Annotated in this window: 16 protein-coding genes; 3 read left to right on the plus strand and 13 right to left on the minus strand. The window is 35.6% G+C overall.

Annotated features, from left to right (window positions below; translation table 11 throughout):
- Nucleotides 1–42: 42 nt before the first annotated feature.
- The 11 genes from AACZ49_RS07975 to AACZ49_RS08025 all read right to left on the minus strand — a co-directional run bounded on the left by AACZ49_RS07975 (nt 43) and on the right by AACZ49_RS08025 (nt 14,590).
- Nucleotides 43–528, minus strand: coding sequence for a VOC family protein (locus tag AACZ49_RS07975; protein WP_339653241.1), 486 nt, complete (start codon nt 526–528; stop codon nt 43–45).
- A gap of 11 nt (nt 529–539) precedes the next feature.
- Complete coding sequence (locus tag AACZ49_RS07980) at nt 540–3,173, minus strand: c-type cytochrome (RefSeq protein WP_339653243.1); 2,634 nt, start codon at nt 3,171–3,173, stop codon at nt 540–542.
- Nucleotides 3,174–3,222: 49 nt separating this feature from the next.
- Nucleotides 3,223–3,675 carry a tRNA (cytidine(34)-2'-O)-methyltransferase gene (locus AACZ49_RS07985; RefSeq protein WP_339653245.1) on the minus strand — a complete coding sequence of 151 codons (453 nt, stop codon included), beginning with the start codon at nt 3,673–3,675 and terminating at the stop codon, nt 3,223–3,225.
- Nucleotides 3,675–3,899 carry a VF530 family protein gene (locus AACZ49_RS07990; RefSeq protein WP_339653247.1) on the minus strand — a complete coding sequence of 75 codons (225 nt, stop codon included), beginning with the start codon at nt 3,897–3,899 and terminating at the stop codon, nt 3,675–3,677. Before AACZ49_RS07990 ends, AACZ49_RS07985 begins: the two co-directional genes overlap by 1 nt.
- Before the next feature lie 32 nt (nt 3,900–3,931).
- A complete protein-coding gene (gene pulA / locus AACZ49_RS07995; protein WP_339653249.1) occupies nt 3,932–5,914 on the minus strand; it encodes a type I pullulanase in 1,983 nt (660 codons plus the stop codon).
- A 255-nt stretch (nt 5,915–6,169) separates the two neighbouring features.
- Entirely contained in the window at nt 6,170–7,033 is an 864-nt protein-coding gene (locus tag AACZ49_RS08000) for a sigma-70 family RNA polymerase sigma factor (protein ID WP_027067982.1), read from the minus strand.
- 159 nt (nt 7,034–7,192) lie between these two features.
- Entirely contained in the window at nt 7,193–9,415 is a 2,223-nt protein-coding gene (locus AACZ49_RS08005; RefSeq protein WP_339653251.1) for a polyribonucleotide nucleotidyltransferase, read from the minus strand.
- Nucleotides 9,416–9,627: 212 nt separating this feature from the next.
- On the minus strand, nt 9,628–9,897 hold the full coding sequence (gene rpsO / locus AACZ49_RS08010) for a 30S ribosomal protein S15 (protein ID WP_339653253.1): 270 nt from the start codon (nt 9,895–9,897) through the stop codon (nt 9,628–9,630).
- A 115-nt stretch (nt 9,898–10,012) separates the two neighbouring features.
- The gene (accD, locus tag AACZ49_RS08015) at nt 10,013–10,873 is read right to left on the minus strand and encodes an acetyl-CoA carboxylase, carboxyltransferase subunit beta (protein WP_339653489.1); all 861 of its coding nucleotides are present in this window, start codon (nt 10,871–10,873) and stop codon (nt 10,013–10,015) included.
- Nucleotides 10,874–10,904: 31 nt separating this feature from the next.
- Nucleotides 10,905–11,972 (minus strand): class II fructose-bisphosphate aldolase, encoded by a 1,068-nt coding sequence (fbaA, locus tag AACZ49_RS08020; RefSeq protein ID WP_339653254.1) that lies wholly within the window; start codon nt 11,970–11,972, stop codon nt 10,905–10,907.
- A gap of 62 nt (nt 11,973–12,034) precedes the next feature.
- Nucleotides 12,035–14,590: a BamA/TamA family outer membrane protein gene (locus AACZ49_RS08025; RefSeq protein WP_339653256.1), complete on the minus strand. Its 2,556-nt coding sequence runs from the start codon at nt 14,588–14,590 to the stop codon at nt 12,035–12,037.
- A gap of 54 nt (nt 14,591–14,644) precedes the next feature.
- Here AACZ49_RS08025 and AACZ49_RS08030 point away from each other — a divergent pair, with 54 nt between their 5' ends.
- Nucleotides 14,645–15,364 carry an RNA methyltransferase gene (locus AACZ49_RS08030; protein ID WP_339653258.1) on the plus strand — a complete coding sequence of 240 codons (720 nt, stop codon included), beginning with the start codon at nt 14,645–14,647 and terminating at the stop codon, nt 15,362–15,364.
- 78 nt (nt 15,365–15,442) lie between these two features.
- Here the strand turns inward: AACZ49_RS08030 and AACZ49_RS08035 are convergent, their stop codons facing one another.
- Nucleotides 15,443–16,138, minus strand: coding sequence for a porin family protein (locus AACZ49_RS08035; RefSeq protein WP_339653260.1), 696 nt, complete (start codon nt 16,136–16,138; stop codon nt 15,443–15,445).
- Nucleotides 16,139–16,186: 48 nt separating this feature from the next.
- A complete protein-coding gene (gene ubiE / locus AACZ49_RS08040; RefSeq protein ID WP_339653261.1) occupies nt 16,187–16,930 on the minus strand; it encodes a bifunctional demethylmenaquinone methyltransferase/2-methoxy-6-polyprenyl-1,4-benzoquinol methylase UbiE in 744 nt (247 codons plus the stop codon).
- A 230-nt stretch (nt 16,931–17,160) separates the two neighbouring features.
- Here ubiE and trkA point away from each other — a divergent pair, with 230 nt between their 5' ends.
- Both trkA and AACZ49_RS08050 read left to right on the plus strand, forming a co-directional pair.
- Nucleotides 17,161–18,510 (plus strand): Trk system potassium transporter TrkA, encoded by a 1,350-nt coding sequence (gene trkA, locus AACZ49_RS08045; protein WP_339653262.1) that lies wholly within the window; start codon nt 17,161–17,163, stop codon nt 18,508–18,510.
- Nucleotide 18,511: 1 nt separating this feature from the next.
- The gene (locus tag AACZ49_RS08050; protein ID WP_339653264.1) at nt 18,512–20,005 is read left to right on the plus strand and encodes a potassium transporter TrkG; all 1,494 of its coding nucleotides are present in this window, start codon (nt 18,512–18,514) and stop codon (nt 20,003–20,005) included.
- Nucleotides 20,006–20,039: the final 34 nt, after the last annotated feature.

Genomic DNA, 20,039 nt, shown 5'->3' on the forward strand with positions numbered 1-20,039 from the left:
TGCATGTAGATTGTTGGAAAATATTAGTTTGAAAATAATAATTTAATCTACTAATTCTAACAGATTGTTCAAATTTAACGGCTTTGTAAACATGTCAATCTCACCTTCATTGTTTTTCGGCCATTCATCTCTAGGCCGATCCCAATAAAGTTCTACTCCATTACCGTCCGGATCATCAAGGTAAAGTGCTTCCGAAACACCATGATCGGCAGCGCCTGTAAGGTGATATTTAAAATCATTGAGTCTTTTTAAGATTCGCCCTAAATCTTTTCTAGTGGGATATAGAATTGCTGTATGGTAAAGTCCGACTCCATGTTTTGAAGCACGTGGGGCATTCTTGCTTTGCCATGTATTTAAACCAATATGGTGATGATAACCACCAGCTGAAATAAAGACTGCCTGTTCACCATATTTCGTAGTAATTTCAAAACCAAGTATCTCACAATAGAAACGAATGGACTGATTTAGGTCAGATACTTTTAAATGTACATGACCTATTTTTGTTTGATCAGGAATTTTGTATTTCATAAATTTTTAAACTATTCTTTTCCAGTATATATCTTATGATTTTCATCTCCGCCGGCAATGATATATGCAAATAAATCTACCACCTCCTGCTCATTTAATCTATTTAATAAAGCTGGTGGCATTGGTGATACCGGTGATAGCTCTTTTTTAAGAATGGTATTCTTGGCAATGCTAATGGTATAGTTTTCGTTAAATGGATTCGGCATTATCACGACAGAATCTCCAGCTTCAGATTTAATTCGTCCAGCCAGTTTCGCGTCATCCTCCAAATGAAAAAGGGTATTTGCATATTGGTCTGAAATTTCATCGTTGGGACTATAAATGGCGAACATTAAATCATAGGTGCTGAATTTTGTGTGTGCTTGGGTAAGGTCAGGACCTGCAGCACCCCCTTCGCCACGAATTCTGTGACATAATACACATGTTGCCGAAGCAAATGCTCTTTTGCCAGCCTTTATATTGCCTTTGTAGTTATCTAAGCCGCCCCAAACAACATCGCCCATATTTTCGCCGTTGTAATTTTTTCCTGGTCCAAAAGGCTGTGGTAAATCTGCCACTGCACTTGATGGAGAATATACTCCGGAAATTTCTTGAAAATAATCTTTTTCATTTTCTGGAATATGAGACAGGGCCCGTTGTCTTACATTTTCCATATAGGCTTTAAAGCTCATGCCACCCTTAGTACCTAATACATCAAAATACCAAGAAAAATAACGGGTTCTTAAATCTTTGTCCCATCCATTTTCTGCATTGCTCAATAACATACCGTAATATATAGCTTCACTTGGCGGCATTTTAGCGATAACATCCCTAATTAATGGACCATATTGCTCACTTCGCAAGGTGGCTTCATTAGATAGCATCTCAACACCTTCAGTCACTGTTTTTTGTTCTGTATGATATTCGAGTCTCTCCACAAGTTTATTGACTATACCGTCAGCTTCCAGATATAAAAGTAACTGAGCCAATTCTTTGCTTACCGAACTTTCTGTTGCAGGAAATAAAGGGTTTAAAATTTTTATTAGTTTTTGTTTGTCGTTTTTGTTTGGCATTCCCATTCTAATAAAATTTAGAGAATAGGTGCGAAATAAATCTATCTGTAATTCAGTATCTAAAGTATTCATGGGTATATCCATTAACTTTTTCAAAATCAACGATTGAAGTTGCTTATCGCCCTGATGATTTAAGGCAATACTACTTTCAATAATTTTACGGTAGTCAGATTCCTTTTTATAATCGTCTAACCAAGAAGCAATCGGTTGATGTTCTAAGGCAATTCTAGAGGCATATCTCATAAATCGGTCCTTATCTGCTAAATGCTCCCATGCCAATTCAGTGCCTTTTTGTGAAATAGTTACATGGTATTCTTCTATTTGTTTACGTAAATTCCGTTCGTATGTATTTTTTGATATTGCCTGAGATGTTTTGGTTGTATCTGAGCCTGTATAACGTAGGCGGTAAAGATGTGAATCTAGTCGTCGACCACCCGTTGCAAAATATAAATTACCATCATTGCCAGCAATCATATCTGTTAAGGGTAGGGGAGTACCTGATAAAAATTCTTCCCTTTTAGCTTCATAAGTACTTTCTTTCTCGATGAGGTCAATGAAATAAACGGTGCCAAAACTCCAGTCCATTACCAAAAGGCCGTTTTTGAATCTCTCAGGAAAATTAAGTGAAGATGTCGATAGAACTGCTGTTGGTGATCCTTGTTCTAAATTATGTACAGCAGGTAAATTGTCTGGATAATAGGCAGGCCATTTTCCTGATCCTGTTCGCCAGCCGTACTCGCTACCACTGGTAACATGGCAAATTCTTGTAGGTCTATACCAAGGCATGCCAATATCCCATTCCATGTCGGCATCATATGCGAAAAGTTCACCTTCTGCATTGAAAGCCATATCAAAAGGATTTCTAAAACCTGCAGAAATTAATTCAAAAGAAGATCCATCAGGATTAAATTTTGTTATCCATCCGCCTGGTGCTTTAATGTCATTTGCATGGCCTCTGGCATCTAAATATGGAGTGAACAAATTGTCTTCTCCCCAATTGGTCGGAATACGACTGTTTTGTTTTACACTTTCCGGTATTAAAGTATGGTTTCCTGCAATGAAATAAATTTCTTTCTTATCTGGTGATAGCGTGAAACTATGTGGCCCATGTTCTCCACTACCTTCTAATCTAAGAAGCATTTTTACAGTGTCTAACTTGCCGTCAGTATTAGAATCGGTTATTCGGTAGATACCACTGCCATTCTCTTGGTCGTCTGGAGTTTCGTCATCCCAGTTTTTATTAACCGCAACATATAAGCTGTTAAATGCCCACAATAAGCCATGTGCTTCCCCGATTTCTAAATCTAAAGGGGTTACATCTTTTCTTTTTAGAATATCTCCAATTTTAGGAGTTTGAAATTGATAAAGTTTACCATATTGGTCACAAGCATACATCGTATTGTCATTGCCCTGAGCAAGTGCCACCCATGATCCTTGTTCATGATTACTTGGATGATAAATTTCTTCTAATGTAAAATCTTTTGGAGTGTTAAATTCTATACTCGTTTCTTCTACTATTTCTTTTTCTTTCTCATTACAAGAAAATAGTAGCAAAGCGGTTAAAAAGGTAATGAGGTGTTTGGTTGTTGTCATTGGTTCTTTGTATTGGTATTTTAAAGATACAAAGTAACCTAAAACAAACTCAGTCTAATTGACGTAATCCTTCATAAATTGAAATGGCCACAGCATTTGCTAAGTTTAGACTCCTAATATGTTCGCTGTATAAGGGTATTTTAACTGTTTTGTCTTGATGTTGTGTTAAGATTGATTTAGATAGCCCAACAGATTCTTTCCCAAAAACTAAAAACATTTCATCTTTATAATCAACTTCCCAATGGTTTCGTTTGGCGGTTGCGGAAAAGAAAATCATTTCTTTTTCATGATGCTGTTCAAAGAACGATTCCACATTTTCGTAAATGATTACATTTAAGTGCTGCCAATAGTCTAGCCCAGCTCGTTTTAGGCGTTTATCACTAAGTTCGAAACCAAAGGGTTTAATTAGGTGAAGTGTAGATCCTGTGGCAAGCGCCAATCTGCCAATATTACCCGTGTTGTTAGGTATTTCGGGTGCTATTAATACAATATTAAAGCTCATTATTTTTTAAAGGATTGTAAGTATAAATGTTCTACTTTTTCTCGTGCCCAAGGTGTTCTTCTTAGAAATTTTAAACTGGACTTAATTGATGGATTACTTTTAAAACAGTTGATATTTATTTGTCCGGCCAAATCTTCCCAGGTATATTTTTCAGTAAGTTTTTCTAGTATGGTGACTAGTTTAATACCATGTAGTGGGTTATTGGGTTGGGTTTCAGAATTCATTAATGTAGTATTAGTAAGATAATGTGATTTGGTTATTTCTGGAATGCAATGTACATGGATAAGGCGGGAACTTTTATTTTATTTTTTAAGGTTCTTTTACCATCTAAATCAAAGTTATCTCCAGAAACGGCTTCTTGCCAAGTTCCTTTTATTTTATAATGTATTGTTTTGTTGTTCGCGTTGTAAATAACCAAAATATTCTTCCAAATATCATTATTGGCATTATCCTCAATAACATAAGAAACCATTCCATTTTTGGTGGTTTGAAATTTTAATTGAGTCACTATATCTTTGGTGTTTTTCATGTAGAATGCCGGATGGGCTTTACGAAGTGAGATTAGATTTTTGTAATACTCGAACACCGCTTTATGTTCGGCTTTCCAATTCCAATTAATTTGGTTGATGCTATCTGGGAGGTTAAATGAATTGTGTTCTCCATTTTTTGTTCGAAGCATTTCAACACCTGCATGAAGAAATGGAGTTCCTTGAGAGGTTAAGACGATAGCATTCGCCAATTTATCCATTGCAATAAGTTCTTCCTTATCCGCTTTAGGTTTTGAGACTTTTAATTTATCGAATAAGGTATGGTTGTCATGACAAGAAACATAATTGATAGATTGCCAAGGTTCTAATGCCCATGGAGCTTTTGAATAGTTTACTTTTTTATAATCGAGTTGAGGGTGTTGAATAGCACCTACAATTCCAAATTTTATAGATTCTTCAGTGTTTTTTGCACCACTTACAAAACCAGTACTTTCATTTTCAAAAACAGAACCTTTAATCCCGTCACGAATATCATCGCTAAACGCAGCAATTTGAGGTAATTGTTTCATGTGTTTTTTAAGTGCACGATTTTCTTCTGGTAAAGGTGAGTCTTTTGCTGTCCATCCCTCACCATATAATAATGCATCAGGATTTATTTTTTTGACCTCATCGGATATTTTGTTCATGGTTGCGATGTCATGTATTCCCATAAGGTCGATTCGAAAACCATCAACATGATATTCCTTAGTCCAATACGTAACAGATTCTATAATGAATTTTTGCATCATAGCACGTTCAGAAGCTGTTTCGTTGCCACAAGCTGCCGCATCTGCGTAAGAGCCATCTTGCCAATGTCGATAGTAATACCCTGGAACTTCTTGGTTGAAGTTAGATTCTTCGGTCTTTCCAGTATGGTTGTAGGCTACATCTAGTATAACACCAATTTCATTATCATGAAAGGATTTCACCATTTGCTTAAATTCCTTAATCCTAACTGCAGCATTAAAAGGGTCTGAGGAATACGAGCCTTCAGGCACGTTGTAGTTTTGTGGATCATAGCCCCAATTATAGTGTGGTGTAATTAAATTTGTCTCATCAATTGAATAATGGTCAAAAGTGGGTAATAAATGTACATGGGTTATTCCCAATTCCTTCAAATGGTCTATGCCAGTAGAAATATTTTCTTTGTTTTTTGTGCCTTCCTCGACCAATCCTAAATATAACCCTGGTAATGCTGATCCTGATCCAGGATGGATGGTCATATCTCTTATATGTAGCTCGTAAATGATAGTTTTGTTCAAATGGGTTACTTGTGGGCCTTTATCTTTTTCCCATTTATCAGGATTTGTAGCGTTTAAATCAACAACCATAGCTCTGTTGCCATTTACACCAACTGCTTTGGCGTAGATGCCTGGTGTTTCTTCTAGCCATCTCCCATTTATTTTCACCTGATACGTGTAATACGTGCCATTCAAATCACCGTCAATTTTTAGTTCCCATAAGCCGTTTGTTTCTTTTTTTAACTGTTTGGTGGTAAAGGCTTCAGAATTATTTCCGGTCTTAAATAATCGGAGTTTAACTTCTTGGGCAGCAGGGGACCATACTTTAAATAAGGTTGATTCTTTGGAGTAATTAGTCCAAAGGTTTTCATTTATAGGTGTTGGATAACTGTCAAAATCCGCGTTTTGTTTTTGATTTTTACAAGAACTTAAAAGCGTGATACCCATTATAAATACTAAGATTTGTTTCATTAATACTTGGCGATAATGTTCGAATATAAGGAAGATTAATTTGAGAGCAATTGTTGGTTGTGATTATTGAACGAATACTTTTACATACTATTATAAATGAAAAAAACTCCGGTAATCAGCCGGAGTTTATTCATCAATCAAAAAACGAACAGTCATGATAACTGTTGTTATCGTTAAAATTACAATTAATATGCCATAAAACCAATTTAAGGAATATTTAACGTGTAATTTCTATACCTTGAACGCTAAGGATTTTTAGCCCAAATACGTTTTTAATATTTTACTTCTAGAGGTATGCTTTAATCTTCTAATCGCTTTCTCTTTAATTTGACGAACTCTTTCTCTTGTTAAATCGAAAGTTTCACCTATTTCTTCTAAAGTCATAGAATGTTGACCTGCAAGACCAAAATATAAACGAATTACATCTGCTTCGCGTGGAGTCAATGTTTCTAATGCACGCTCAATTTCTGTACGTAAGGACTCGTGTAAAAGTTCTCTATCTGGATTTGGAGATTCGCCACTACGAAGTACATCGTAAAGGTTAGAATCTTCACCATCGATAAGAGGTGCATCCATAGATACATGTCTACCTGAGTTTTTCAAAGATTGTTTAACATCTTCAACGGTCATGTCCAATTCTTTTGCGATTTCTTCAGGAGAAGGCATTCTTTCATGCGCTTGCTCTAGAAAAGCAAAAGTTTTGTTGATCTTATTGATCGAACCAATTTTGTTCAATGGCAAACGAACGATACGAGATTGTTCTGCCAAAGCTTGTAATATAGATTGACGGATCCACCATACGGCATAGGAGATAAATTTGAATCCCCGCGTTTCGTCAAAACGCTGTGCAGCTTTAATTAGACCAAGGTTACCCTCGTTAATTAAATCTGGTAAAGTAAGGCCTTGGTTTTGGTACTGTTTTGCAACTGAAACCACGAATCTGAGGTTGGCTTTTGTTAGTTTTTCAAGAGCGATCTGGTCGCCTGCCTTGATGCGTTGTGCCAACTCTACTTCTTCATCGGCGGTAATCAAGTCAACTTTTCCAATTTCTTGTAAGTACTTGTCCAAAGATGCGGTCTCCCTATTGGTGACCTGTTTTGTAATCTTAAGCTGTCTCATTAAAATAAATTAAGTTCAATTTGCATAGACTGCATATACTTATACGTAAAAAACTATCGAATGTTACAATTGAAGTTGAAAAACTTTTTTTTTCTGTTGAAATGCATAAAAAAAGCCCCAACTTATATGTTGGGGCTTGCTTTTTAAACTTACAAAGAGTTAATCTCTTCTTGGTTTTCTATCGCGATCACGATTACGATCATTTCCACGACGGTCATCTTTACGCTTATCATCACGTGGTGGTCTTTCAACAAAACCTTCTGGTTTTGGTAAAAGTGCTTTACGAGAAACTTTCTCTTTTCTTGTTCTTGGATCAAGACCGAAATATTTCACATCAAATATATCACCCATGTTTACCACATCGGTTACATTTTCAGTTCTTTCCCATGCCAATTCAGAAACGTGAAGTAAAACTTCGTTTCCTGGTGCGTCCATATACTCGACAACAGCTCCAAAATCTAACATTTTGATAACTTTTACTTCGTAAACACTACCAACAACAGGTTTGAATAATAAGGCGTCAATTTTTGCCATAACAGCATTAATACCAGCTTGACCTACACCTAATATTTCAACGATACCTTCTTCAGTTACTGGGTCTTCGTTAATAACGATAGTGGTTTCAGTTTCTTTTTGCATCTCCTGAATCACTTTTCCACCAGGTCCAATTAAAGCACCAATGAATTCGTTAGGTATTCTACGCGTAACCATTGTAGGCGCATGTTCTTTAACCTCTGCATTTGGTGTAGAAATAGTATCAGTTATTTTACCTAAGATATGTAAACGACCTTCTCTTGCTTGTTTTAGTGCATTTACTAAAATTTCGTAAGACAATCCTTTTACTTTAATGTCCATTTGACATGCGGTAATACCTTCAGAAGTACCTGTAACTTTAAAGTCCATATCTCCTAAGTGATCTTCATCGCCTAAAATATCAGAAAGAACAGCATATTTTCCAGTTTTTGCATCAGAAATTAATCCCATAGCAATACCAGAAACTGGTCTTGTCATTTGAACACCTGCATCCATCAATGCCATTGTACCCGCACAAACAGTAGCCATTGAAGAAGAACCGTTAGATTCTAATACTTCAGAAACTACACGTACAGTATAAGGACAGTCAGCAGGAATCATTCCTTTTAAACCACGTTGCGCCAAGTTACCGTGACCAACTTCTCTTCTAGAAGTTCCTCTCAACGGTCTTGCTTCACCCGTACAAAAAGGAGGGAAGTTATAATGTAAATAGAAATTTTCTTCGCCTTCATGAGATGGCATATCTATTTTGTTTGCATCTCTAGAAGTTCCTAAAGTTACAGTTGCCAATGCTTGAGTTTCTCCTCTTGTGAAAATTGCTGAACCGTGAGTTGATGGTAAATAATCAATTTCACACCAAATTGGTCTAATTTCATCTGTCTTTCGACCATCTAAACGTAAACCTTCATTTAAGGTTAAATTTCTAATCGCTGATTTTTCAGCTTTCGAATAATATTTAGATACCAAATCGCCATAATCAGCTAATTCTTCTTCAGAAAATGTCGCTTTTATTTCTTCTTTGATTTCAGAAAAGGCAGCACTTCTTTCATGTTTAGCAGAGCCAGCTTTTGCTATAGCATATACTTTATCATATGCCATGTCATGAATCTTCTTCGCTAAATCTTCATCTTCTCTTTCTTCTGTATACTCACGCACTTCTTTTTTACCGAATGCTTCTGCTAATTTTACTTGCGCGGTACATTGTACTTTTATGGCTTCATGGGCAAATTTTATAGCTTCTGCCATTTCTTCTTCAGAAATTTCATCCATTTCACCTTCAACCATCATTACAGAATCAGCTGATGCCCCGATCATCATATCGATGTCAGACTCTGCTAATTGTGCTCTAGTTGGGTTGATGATAAATTCTCCATTTATACGACCAACTCTAGCTTCAGAGATTGGGCATTCAAAAGGGAAATCGGATAATTGTATAGCAGCAGAAGCAGCTAAACCAGCCATAGCTTCTGGCATAACGTTTTCGTCATGAGACATTAATTGAATCATTACTTGCGTTTCTGCATGGTAATCTTTTGGGAATAATGGTCGTAATACACGATCCACTAATCGCATAGTCAATACTTCACCATCACTTGGTCTTGCTTCTCTTTTGAAGAAACCACCTGGATAACGGCCAGCTGCAGCAAATTTTTCACGGTAATCTACCGTAAGTGGAAGAAAGTCCACATCGCTTTGTTTGTAATTGGAAACAACTGTACATAATAACATACATTTTCCTGACTGAACAACAACAGAGCCGTGGGCCTGTTTTGCCAATTTACCGGTTTCGATAGAAATTTCCCTACCGTCGCCAAGGTCTATGACCTCTTTAAATACTTTTGGAATCATAAAATTTGATTAAAACCTGCGTATTGCAGATTTGTTAAACAATGGTCTTTCCGACTAATTTCTCTGGTCGGAGTTGTTGTGTTGTTGTGTTGACCAATGAAAAACCGTGTGTAGCTTTTTGTGTTCGCCTTTGCCAATTATTGGCCAAATCTCCCAAGGCTCGGAGTAATTTAAAAAAAAAGGGATAGTTAACTATCCCCTTTTTTGCAATATTATTTTCTAATACCAAGCTCTACAATTAGCTCTCTGTATTTTACAATATCATTTTTGATCATATAATCAAGAAGACTTCTTCTTTTACCTACTAGCTTCACAAGTGAGCGCTCAGTATTGTAGTCTTTATGATTTCTTTTCAAGTGACCGGTCAAGTGATTGATACGGTGTGTGAATAAAGCAATTTGGCCTTCTGTAGAGCCTGTGTTGCTTTCATTACCGCCGTATTTTTTAAAAATCTCGGCTTTTACTTCTTTTGTTAAATACATTCCAATATTATTTTAAATGATTTTTATGTACGTGATTGATTTTCAATCAGGGCGCAAAGATACTCTTTTTTTGAAATAAGAAACTATTTCAATTTAAGAAATAAATAGGCCTTGTTTATGACCTAACAGGATTGTTCTGTATTAAGTCAATATAAAGGTTAACTTTTTTCTTCAAATCTTTTCTATGCGAAATGAAATCCAAGAAACCATGCTCCAATAAAAACTCAGATGATTGAAAGCCTTCAGGTAATTCTTTACCAGTAGTATCTTTAACGATTCGTGGCCCTGCAAAACCAATTAATGCTCCTGGTTCTGCAATATTGATATCGCCCAACATAGCATAAGATGCTGTTGTGCCTCCGGTAGTTGGGTCGGTACATAGCGAAATATAGGGTAAGCCAGCTTCAGATAACTGAGCTAACTTGGCAGATGTTTTTGCAAGTTGCATCAAAGAAAGTGCAGCCTCCATCATACGTGCACCACCAGATTTTGAAATCATCATAAATGGTGTTTTCTTTTTAATGGCATAGTCGATACCACGAGCGATTTTCTCACCAACAACACTTCCCATTGAACCACCAATGAATTTAAAATCCATACAGCAAATTACAATGTCTTTGCCGAAAGACTTTCCGTACCCTGTTCGAACAGCATCTTTTAGCCCAGTTTTTTTCTGCGCCGCTTTTAAACGCTCACCATATTTCTTGGTATCTTCAAATTTCAAGGGATCTTTTGATGTCAGCTTTTCATCAAGTTCGGTAAACTTATTGTTGTCGAACAAAATTTCAAAATATTCCTTACTACCTATTCTAACATGGTAATCATCTTCTGGGCTTACATAAAAGTTTTTGGCTAAATCTTCAGATTCAACAATTTTTCCTGTGGGTGATTTATACCACAGGCCTTTTGGAGTATCTTTTTTCTCTTCAGTTGAAGTCTGTATTCCTTTTTCTTTTCTTTTAAACCAAGCCGTCATATCGTCCATTTATAGATTACCTTGAAGTAAATTAAAGCGTATTTACATTGTTTAAGTCTTCAAATGCTTTTTTCAAACGTTCGATAAACGTTATTTCACCTTTTCTTAACCAAACTCTTGGGTCGTAATATTTCTTGTTAGGTTCGTCAGTACCTTTAGGGTTGCCAATTTGTGATTGTAAATAGTCTTTATTGTCTTGTATATAATCACGAACACCTGCTAGGAATGCATACTGTAAATCTGTATCGATGTTCATTTTTATAACACCGTAGCTGATTCCTTCTCTAATTTCTTCAACTGTTGAGCCAGAACCACCATGGAATACAAAGTCAATATGATTATGTTCTACATTATATTTTTTAGAGATATACTCTTGTGAGTTTAAAAGAATCTTGGGAGTTAACTTAACATTACCTGGCTTGTATACGCCATGTACGTTGCCAAATGCAGCTGCAATGGTAAATCGTGGACTTACTTTAGAAAGTTCCTCATATGCATAAGCAACTTCTTCTGGTTGAGTATATAATTTAGAATCATCTACATCAGAATTATCAACACCATCTTCTTCGCCACCTGTAATTCCTAGTTCGATTTCTAGTGTCATTCCCATTTTGCTCATACGCTCTAGATATCCTTTACAGATTTCTATGTTTTCTTCTAAAGGCTCTTCAGAAAGGTCGATCATATGTGAGCTGAAAAGAGATTTACCTGTTTCAGCAAAATGTTTTTCACTTGCATCTAGCAAACCATCTATCCATGGTAATAATTTTTTAGCACAATGGTCAGTATGTAAAATAACAACCGCACCATAGGCTTCCGCTAGTTGGTGTACATGTTTTGCACCGGCTATAGCTCCTTGTATTGCAGCATTTTGCCCTTCATTTGAAAGTCCTTTTCCAGCATTGAATTGCGCTCCTCCATTTGAAAATTGAATAATTACAGGGGCGTTAAGCGTTGCTGCTGTTTCTAAGACACCGTTAATAGTATCTGATCCTATAACGTTAACAGCGGGTAGTGCAAACCCTTTTTCTTTAGCGTAGTTGAATATTGCTTGAACTTCGTCTCCGGTAGCAACTCCCGGTTTAATATTATGAGCCATAATTATTTGGTCTTTTAGTTTCTGAAAAAAAATGAAAAACAAAAGTAATAAAACAATTATATTTAAAAGGGATAGTTGATGCCTATTTGTAAAACTGAGTTGGCGAAATTATAATCTTTAAACCACCTTTCTGATTGAATTTCAGCAGGATTGTAGGTTTTGAAACCTAAATCTAGTCGAAAAAGAAAGTATGTAAAATCATACCGTAAGCCAATACCTGTACCTAAAGCGATATCTTTTAAAGAAGCAACACTGTCGAATGTAGCTTGTGGGTCTTCAACATTGTCTAAAACATTCCATATGTTTCCTGCATCGGCAAAAATAGCGCCGTTTATATCACCAACAATTGGGAATCTATATTCTAGATTCAATGCGAGTTTCAGATTAGCTTCATTAAAATCATTTATAGCGGAAACACTACCAGGACCTAAGGAGTATGGGAACCACGCACGGTTGTCATTTGACCCACCTGCAAAATAACTTCGAACAAAAGGGATGTTGTCAGAGTTGCCATATGGAATAGCAATACCAAAAAATGCTCGTGCAGCTAAGACATTTGAATGTGAAAGATCCCAATATTTTACATACTCAAATTCGTTCTTTATGTATTGAGAAAAAGGTACCCCAAAAACCAATAACTGGTCGTCTTTTTTGTTAAAGGGAACGAAAGATGAAAAAGCCGATAAAAGATTCCCGGCACTTTCTAGTTTCCATCTAAACTGATAAAAACTATTATCGATAATATCTGTTCTATTCGTCTTGTTAAATGTGTAGTTAGTGGCAAAAATTAGATTGTTCTCTGTTAAACGTTTTCTTCGCTCTTCAATAAGACTTATATTATTGTAATTCTCTGTGGTAGAAGCTACTGTTCTCTCTTCAATGGCATTGATAAAGCCAGTCGTACCAGAAGGGATGATCAACTTTGGGTCTGTCGGGTCTGATTCATTTTCGAAAAATGCTGATAAAGTAGGGTCGGTTTGGTAGTTGTCGGCTATTTTATCCAATCTTTCAAAGGTATTTCGATACACGTTAAAAAACCTGTTACTATTTACATTACGTACAAATTGTATATTTAATAGTTCGACATTATGTTTGACAAAATCGCTAGGAACCCAATTATAGCCTAAAACGGTATTAAAAGTCTGTTTGTCTAGGCCAATATTATTTTGAAAACTTGTACCTATCGCAATTCTGGTTTTTGGTAAAGTATAGTTAGGTATTATTTTAGTTGTATTAATAAAAGGAAACCATATACGAGGAAAATCAAGGGTAATGTCACCACCAAACTCTGAAAAGTAATTGGCCTGAAAAGTATTGTTACTTAAAAGTCCATATGTGCCATCGGCAGAAATACTTAAATTTTCGGCACCTTTAAAAATGTTTCTAATTAGTAGGGTGGTGCCTAAGCCAACTCCGAGTCTACGCAGGTTAGAACGGCTAACTTCGAAGTTTGTCCCTAATGAGTATTTTGATTTTGGGGCAAGATAAATGTTGGTGTTTACTTGATTACCTGTACTGTCAGCTTCAAAAATAATGTTCGGATATTTGAAAATATTTAGAGCGTTAAGCTGTCTACTTGTTCTTATTTTATCTACATCTCTATAGATACTGTCTTTCTTGAAAAAAATAGCATTGGCCAATGTCTTTGGCTTTATATCGAAATTCTTTGAATAGTGAATAGTATAGTCTCTATAATCTATTGTGTAAAGTGAATCTTTTGTGTTTGATGAAAGATAGTCTGTGTAAATATTAATTTTATTAATTTTCTCCACCTTATAAGCCGAGGTGGTAACTTCATTCTCTCCCCTGGTTTTTAAATCTCCAATATTTAATGTGATGTTCATCTTCTGATCATCAGCTGATTTTGTGGTGTCTCTAACGATATCAAAAGTAATTGAACTTTCTTGAAAATTTCGAATACCGTTATTTCTAAAGATACCGGTAAGTCTTTCACGCTCCTTATTAAAATTAGTTAAGTCGAACTGTTGCCCTTCTTTAATAATGGAGTTAGAAGAATTTAGAAAATATAACGAATCTATAGCCGTTGATAAAATATCATTGCTAAGAGAATCTATAATATAAGGATTTCCGAGTTCTATATGGTAATTTATTTTGGCCTTTTTGTTCTGTTTGGTGGTGTCAATTTCATAAGTTGTATTATTAGTGAAATAGCCCTTGCTTTGATAATACGCGCTAAGCCTTGCTAAGCTAAGACGCGTTTTGGTGGTATCTAAAATTGTGGGGGCCTCTCCTATATCTTCTAACCAATAGTTCAGGCCTGATACTAAAAACGATTCTTCTAAACGTTTAACTTGTTTGTCCGATAGCAGGTTTGTTAATCTCTTTTTTCTATTTTCCTTATTGTATAGCCAAGCGTTGAATAATGAATCGGGCTTTTCTTTTGCTAAATTGTATAAGTTGAGTCTTAAAGGATAGCCAAGTACCGTTGAATTTGGTTTTTGATATATAAGACTTTGAAGTTCTTCGTTATTGATTTTTATGGAATCTGCGTAAATGGAATTTTTTACAACCAAATATTCATGATGCTCAACTTTTTTAAGCGAGTTGCAGGATAGCAAGACTATTGCAAATAGGGATAATAAGCTTAATTTAGCCATGTTGTTTTTGGAGCAAAGTGCCATCCTCATATAAATCAAAAATACATTATTTGAATGGTTGTCAAAAGTGAATTGAAATTTATCAAAAGTCTACAGCAAAAAAAGTGCCGAAATGAACACGGACTTTTTGTTGTTGAAGGAAAAAAAACCATTGAGGAGGTTTTGAAGTCTCATGTGAAACTGTATAAATTATTTGCGGTAGATTCTGATGGTTTTAAAATAGAAGGGATAGAGGTCAATCCAATTACAAATAAAGAACTTAGCCAAATAAGTAGTCTTAAAAATCCAAATGGATATCTTGGAGTGTTCCATATTCCTGAGCAAGAACGAAAAATAATGTCAGACTGGATTTTAGTGCTTGATGGAGTTCAGGACCCAGGAAATTTAGGTACAATCATTAGGCTTTGTGATTGGTTTGGCGTTGCACATATTGTTTGTTCTCCTCAAACTGTAGATTGCTATAACCCAAAGGTGCTTCAAGCGACTATGGGTTCGATTACGCGAGTTCATATGCGATATACAGAGTTAAAAGCGTTTCTGAGTTCTAGCGAACTTCCTATTTATGGAGCATTTATGGACGGTGTTAGTGTCAACGATTTAAAATTGCCAGAAAAAGGAATTCTAATAATGGGTAATGAAGGAAAAGGGATTTCTGATTCTGTTGCTCAATTATGTACTGATAAGTTGGCCATACCTCAATTTGGTGGTATTACAACAGAAAGTTTAAATGTGGCATCTGCAACAGCTATTTTACTTCATGAAATAAGAAAATAGATTTATTTTTCTAACTTAGAAATTACTTAGAGCATGTGGTCAGAAAAGAATCAAAATGATATCCTTTAAGGATAGTACCTATTCGAAGGTGAAATTGATGAAAAGACCTCTTGTTTTTAATGACTCAATATTTCCTGTCCATGGGCTGTTTGGGTCTTGGTCAGGTACTAGTTCGTCGGTTATCGCAAAAACACCACGGATGGAAGGTGTAAATTTGAAGTATTCCAAGTAAAAATCAATACCGAAACCAAGTTCGTAGTTGTACACCCATTTTTTCATTCTAAACGTACCGGAGCTGTTGTCGTCAAGGCTTTCTTCGTTGCTACCTAGGTTTAGACTTCTTGATCCACCACCAATTACAAAAGGTTTAAAGTTTCCAAATCTCTTTGTGCTGGCTTTAAGTAAAACAGGGAAGTTTATATAGGTAGATTTCACCTCTCTAATAGCATCGCGCTCATCTTCAAAACCAGTAAAACCCATTAATCTTGAGCCATAATGAAGTCCGGGTTCAAAACGTAAGTCTAAAAACTCATTAATGCGTAATTCTCCAATAAGACCCACATTAAATCCAAAACTTTTGCTTACCAAAATATCGGGAGCATTTTCTTTGTACTCTATCTTAAAATCATATTGATTTAAACCTAGGAAATATCCCCAGTTCAACAATTTCTTGTCTTCGTTTTGTTTATTTAATATTGGGCTTTCGTTGAATTGAGCACTCAACGTAGTAGTCATAGACAATATCGCTAGGCTTATAAAAAACCATTTCTTCATATATCCAAGTTTACGATTGTATATCATCAAAACAATAAAGCGAACTGTCTAAAGGGTGGTACTTGCCTTTTTCGCAATATAAATTGATGCCACCCCAAATGTTTGAGGTTTGTTCGTTACATCTATAAACCCAATTTCGCGTAAAATATTGTTGAAGTTTTCACCATGGGGAAAAACAGAAGCTGATTCGCTTAAATACCCATATGCGGAATTATCTTTAGAGAACATTTTACCGATAAGCGGAAGAATATTTTTAGTGTAAAATTTATAACCTTGTTTATAAGGAGTTTTTGTAGGAACAGAGGTTTCTAAAATTACAAGAGACCCGTTAGGTTTCAAAACCCTAAGTATTTCGGCCATACCTGTTTCAAGAGTTTCGAAATTTCGAACACCAAAAGAAACCGTTACAGCATCGAAAGAGTTGTCATCGAATACAAGATTCTCGCTATCACCAACAACCATTTCAATAGTATTATCGAGATTTTTGTCTTTTACTTTATCCTTGCCAACGGCTAACATGCCAGGTGAGATATCAAGACCAATAATTTTTTTAGCACCCGTTTTAACAAGTGCGATAGCCAAATCACCGGTTCCGGTAGCGATATCTAATATAGAGTTTGGTTGTTTCTTTTTTAGTATTTCAACAACTTTTTTACGCCATTTAATGTCTATGCCAAATGAGATTACACGATTTAAACCATCATAATTTTTAGAAATTGTATCGAACATTTTAGTGACCTGTTCCTTTTTTCCTAAATTAGAATCTTTATAAGGGGTGACTTTTTTAGACATTTAATGCTTTTTTTGGCAAAGATACGATTTAGGAAAGGCTTAATTTCTATTTAATTGGAGTGGTTATTTCTTAAGTGGTTAAAGAACTGAAAATAAGTTTTAAACTAATTAATTTATGTAATTTTGTGCCATAATAAATGCTACAATTTTCAAATTTTTTTTGAATACTTAACATAAATAGGTATACAATTTTTAAAGAATTTTTGATATTTAGCGGTCTAATAAATTAAATGAAGATTATAATTGCTGGTGCTGGGGAAGTTGGCTTTCATTTGGCTAAGTTACTTTCCTATGAATCACAGGATATCACCTTAATTGATAGCGATAAAGAAAGTCTTGCTTATGCAGATAACCATTTAGATATACGTGTATTAAAAGGTGATGCAACTTCTATAGCAGTGCTTAGAGATGCGCAAGTACAAGATTCTGAATTGGTTATTGCAGTAACTTCTTCTGAAACTACCAACATTACATTGTGTATGCTTGCAAAACAGTTAGGTTGCAAGCGAACTATCGCAAGAATTTCCAATACAGAGTTTATAAGCAATAAAGAGTTATTACGATTTTCTGAATTGGGAATAGATGAATTAATTTCACCCGAAGCATTAGCCGCAACTGAAATTCAATTGCTGCTTAATAAGTCCGCCTTCAACGACACTTACGAATTTGAGGATGGTGAGCTTATTATGGTAGGTGTATCCTTAATTAAATCTGCTCCTTTTGTAGGTAAAATGGTTAAGGAAGCTGCAAATATATTTCCAGAACTGCACTTTATGCCAATCGCACTTCAGCGAACAGGTACCCAATATACAGTTATCCCAAGAGGAGATACCCTTTTTAAAGAAGGTGATCAAGTATATTTCATTACTGTAAAAAAAGGGGTTGATGAACTTTACAAGCTAACGGGTAAGAAAAAGGCTGAAATCAAAAATGTTATGATTTTGGGTGGTAGCAAGGTAGGTTATAAAACTGCCAGAGACCTTTGTGCTAATAAGTTCAATGTTAAGTTGATTGAAAAGAACAAGGAAAAAGCTTTTGATTTGGCAGATGAATTGCCGAATGCCTTAGTAATTAATGGTGATGGCAGAAATGTTGAATTGTTAGATGAGGAAAGCTTAGAATCTATGGATGCCTTTATTGCGGTTACAGGTAATTCAGAAACTAATATTATGTCTTGCTTAGTAGCAAAATCTAAAAATATTAAGAAAACCATCGCCTTGGTTGAAAACATGGATTATTTTCAACTTTCCCATTCGATCGGGATTGATACCTTGATCAATAAAAAACTTTTAGCGGCTAATAATATTTTTAGACATATTCGAAAAGGAGAGGTAGTGGCCTTAATGCGTTTGAACAATTTAAATGCTGAAATTTTAGAGTTTATAGTAAAAAAGAATTCAAAGGTTACTGGAGCTACAATAAGGGAATTGAATTTTCCTAAAGCTGCAACTATTGGGGGTGTTGTAAGAGATGGCGTTGGTCATATTGCTCTAGGCGGATTTAAAATTCAAGAAGGTGATCGAGTAGTGGTTTGTTGTTTGCCTTCTGAAATATCAAAAATTGAACGAATGTTCCTTTAAAATGCGGCTTAACTTAAGAATCATATTTCATTTAATGGGGCTGCTGTTGCTTTGTAACGGTGGCTTTATGCTTTTGGCGGCCGTAGTAAGTGGTGTTTATGAAGATGGGGCCACTTTAAGCATAACGTTAGCATCGCTAACGACTATGTTTGTTGGGGTATTTTCAATGTATTATACCAGAGGGCATAAGAAAGAGGTAAAGCAAAAAGAGGGATACATTATCGTTACTTTTGGATGGATAATTATGTCTATTTCAGGCATGTTACCTTATCTGTTTTCTGGCGCTGTACCCAATGTTACGAATGCTTTTTTTGAAACAGTATCAGGTTATACCACCACAGGTTCTTCCATTATGGATGATATAGAAGCAATGCCGGAAGGAATTCTATTTTGGCGAAGCCTTACCCACTGGATTGGGGGAATGGGTATAATTGTTTTGGCAATAGCTATTTTACCATTATTAGGAATAGGTGGTATGCAGCTGTTTTCTGCAGAAGCTCCTGGGCCAAGTGCAGATAAATTACATCCTAGAATTACCGATACGGCTAAGCGTCTTTGGCTAATTTATTTTGGTTATACCATTGCAGAAACTATTTTATTGCAAATAGCTGGTATGTCATTTTTTGATGCCATTAATCATGCAATGGCGACATTGTCTACCGGAGGGTTTTCTACTAAAAATGCAAGTGTTGCTTATTGGAATGACCAACCCTTAATTCAATACATTATTATCTTCTTCATGTTTTTGGCAGGTAGTAATTTCGTGTTGAGCTATTTTGTTTTTAAAGGCAAAGTACAAAAGGTGTTTAAAGATGAAGAGTTTCGATATTATGCTAGCTTCGTAATTTTATTTACCATTATAGTAGCCTTGGTTATTTATTTCAAAACAAATATTACCGATATAACACCTGGTTATCCTATGGTTTTGGGTAAAGTAGAAAGTTCATTTAGGCATGCATTGTTTCAAATAGTTTCAGTAATTACCACGACCGGTTTCGTAAGCGCAGATTTTACGCAGTGGACCCCCTTTTTAACTATATTCTTTTTTGGGTTGTTCTTCTTAGGTGGTTCTGCAGGTTCTACTGCTGGCGGTATTAAGGTAATGCGTCACATATTGATTATTAAAAACGGTTTGCTAGAATTTAAGAGGACGTTACATACGAATGCGATTATTCCAGTACGGTACAACAATAAAACAGTAAAGGAGAAAATCGTATATAATATTATTGGCTTCTTTGTACTATATATGTTACTCTTTATTATTGGTGCACTTGTATTAGGTTTTTTAGGATTAGATTTTGAATCGGCAATTGGTGGTGCGGCATCCTCGTTAGGTAATGTTGGCCCCGCATTGGGTAGTCTAAACCCTGTAAGTAATTTTAATAGTTTGCCGGTATTGGCAAAATGGTGGTGCGGCTTTTTAATGTTGGCAGGTAGACTAGAACTCTTTACAGTATTAATATTGTTAACCCCCTATTTCTGGAAACGAACTTAATCGGCGTTAGTAGCTGAAAACAAAAAAGTCCCTT

It is taken from the genome of uncultured Maribacter sp. (assembly GCF_963975365.1).
GTDB lineage: Bacteria > Bacteroidota > Bacteroidia > Flavobacteriales > Flavobacteriaceae > Maribacter.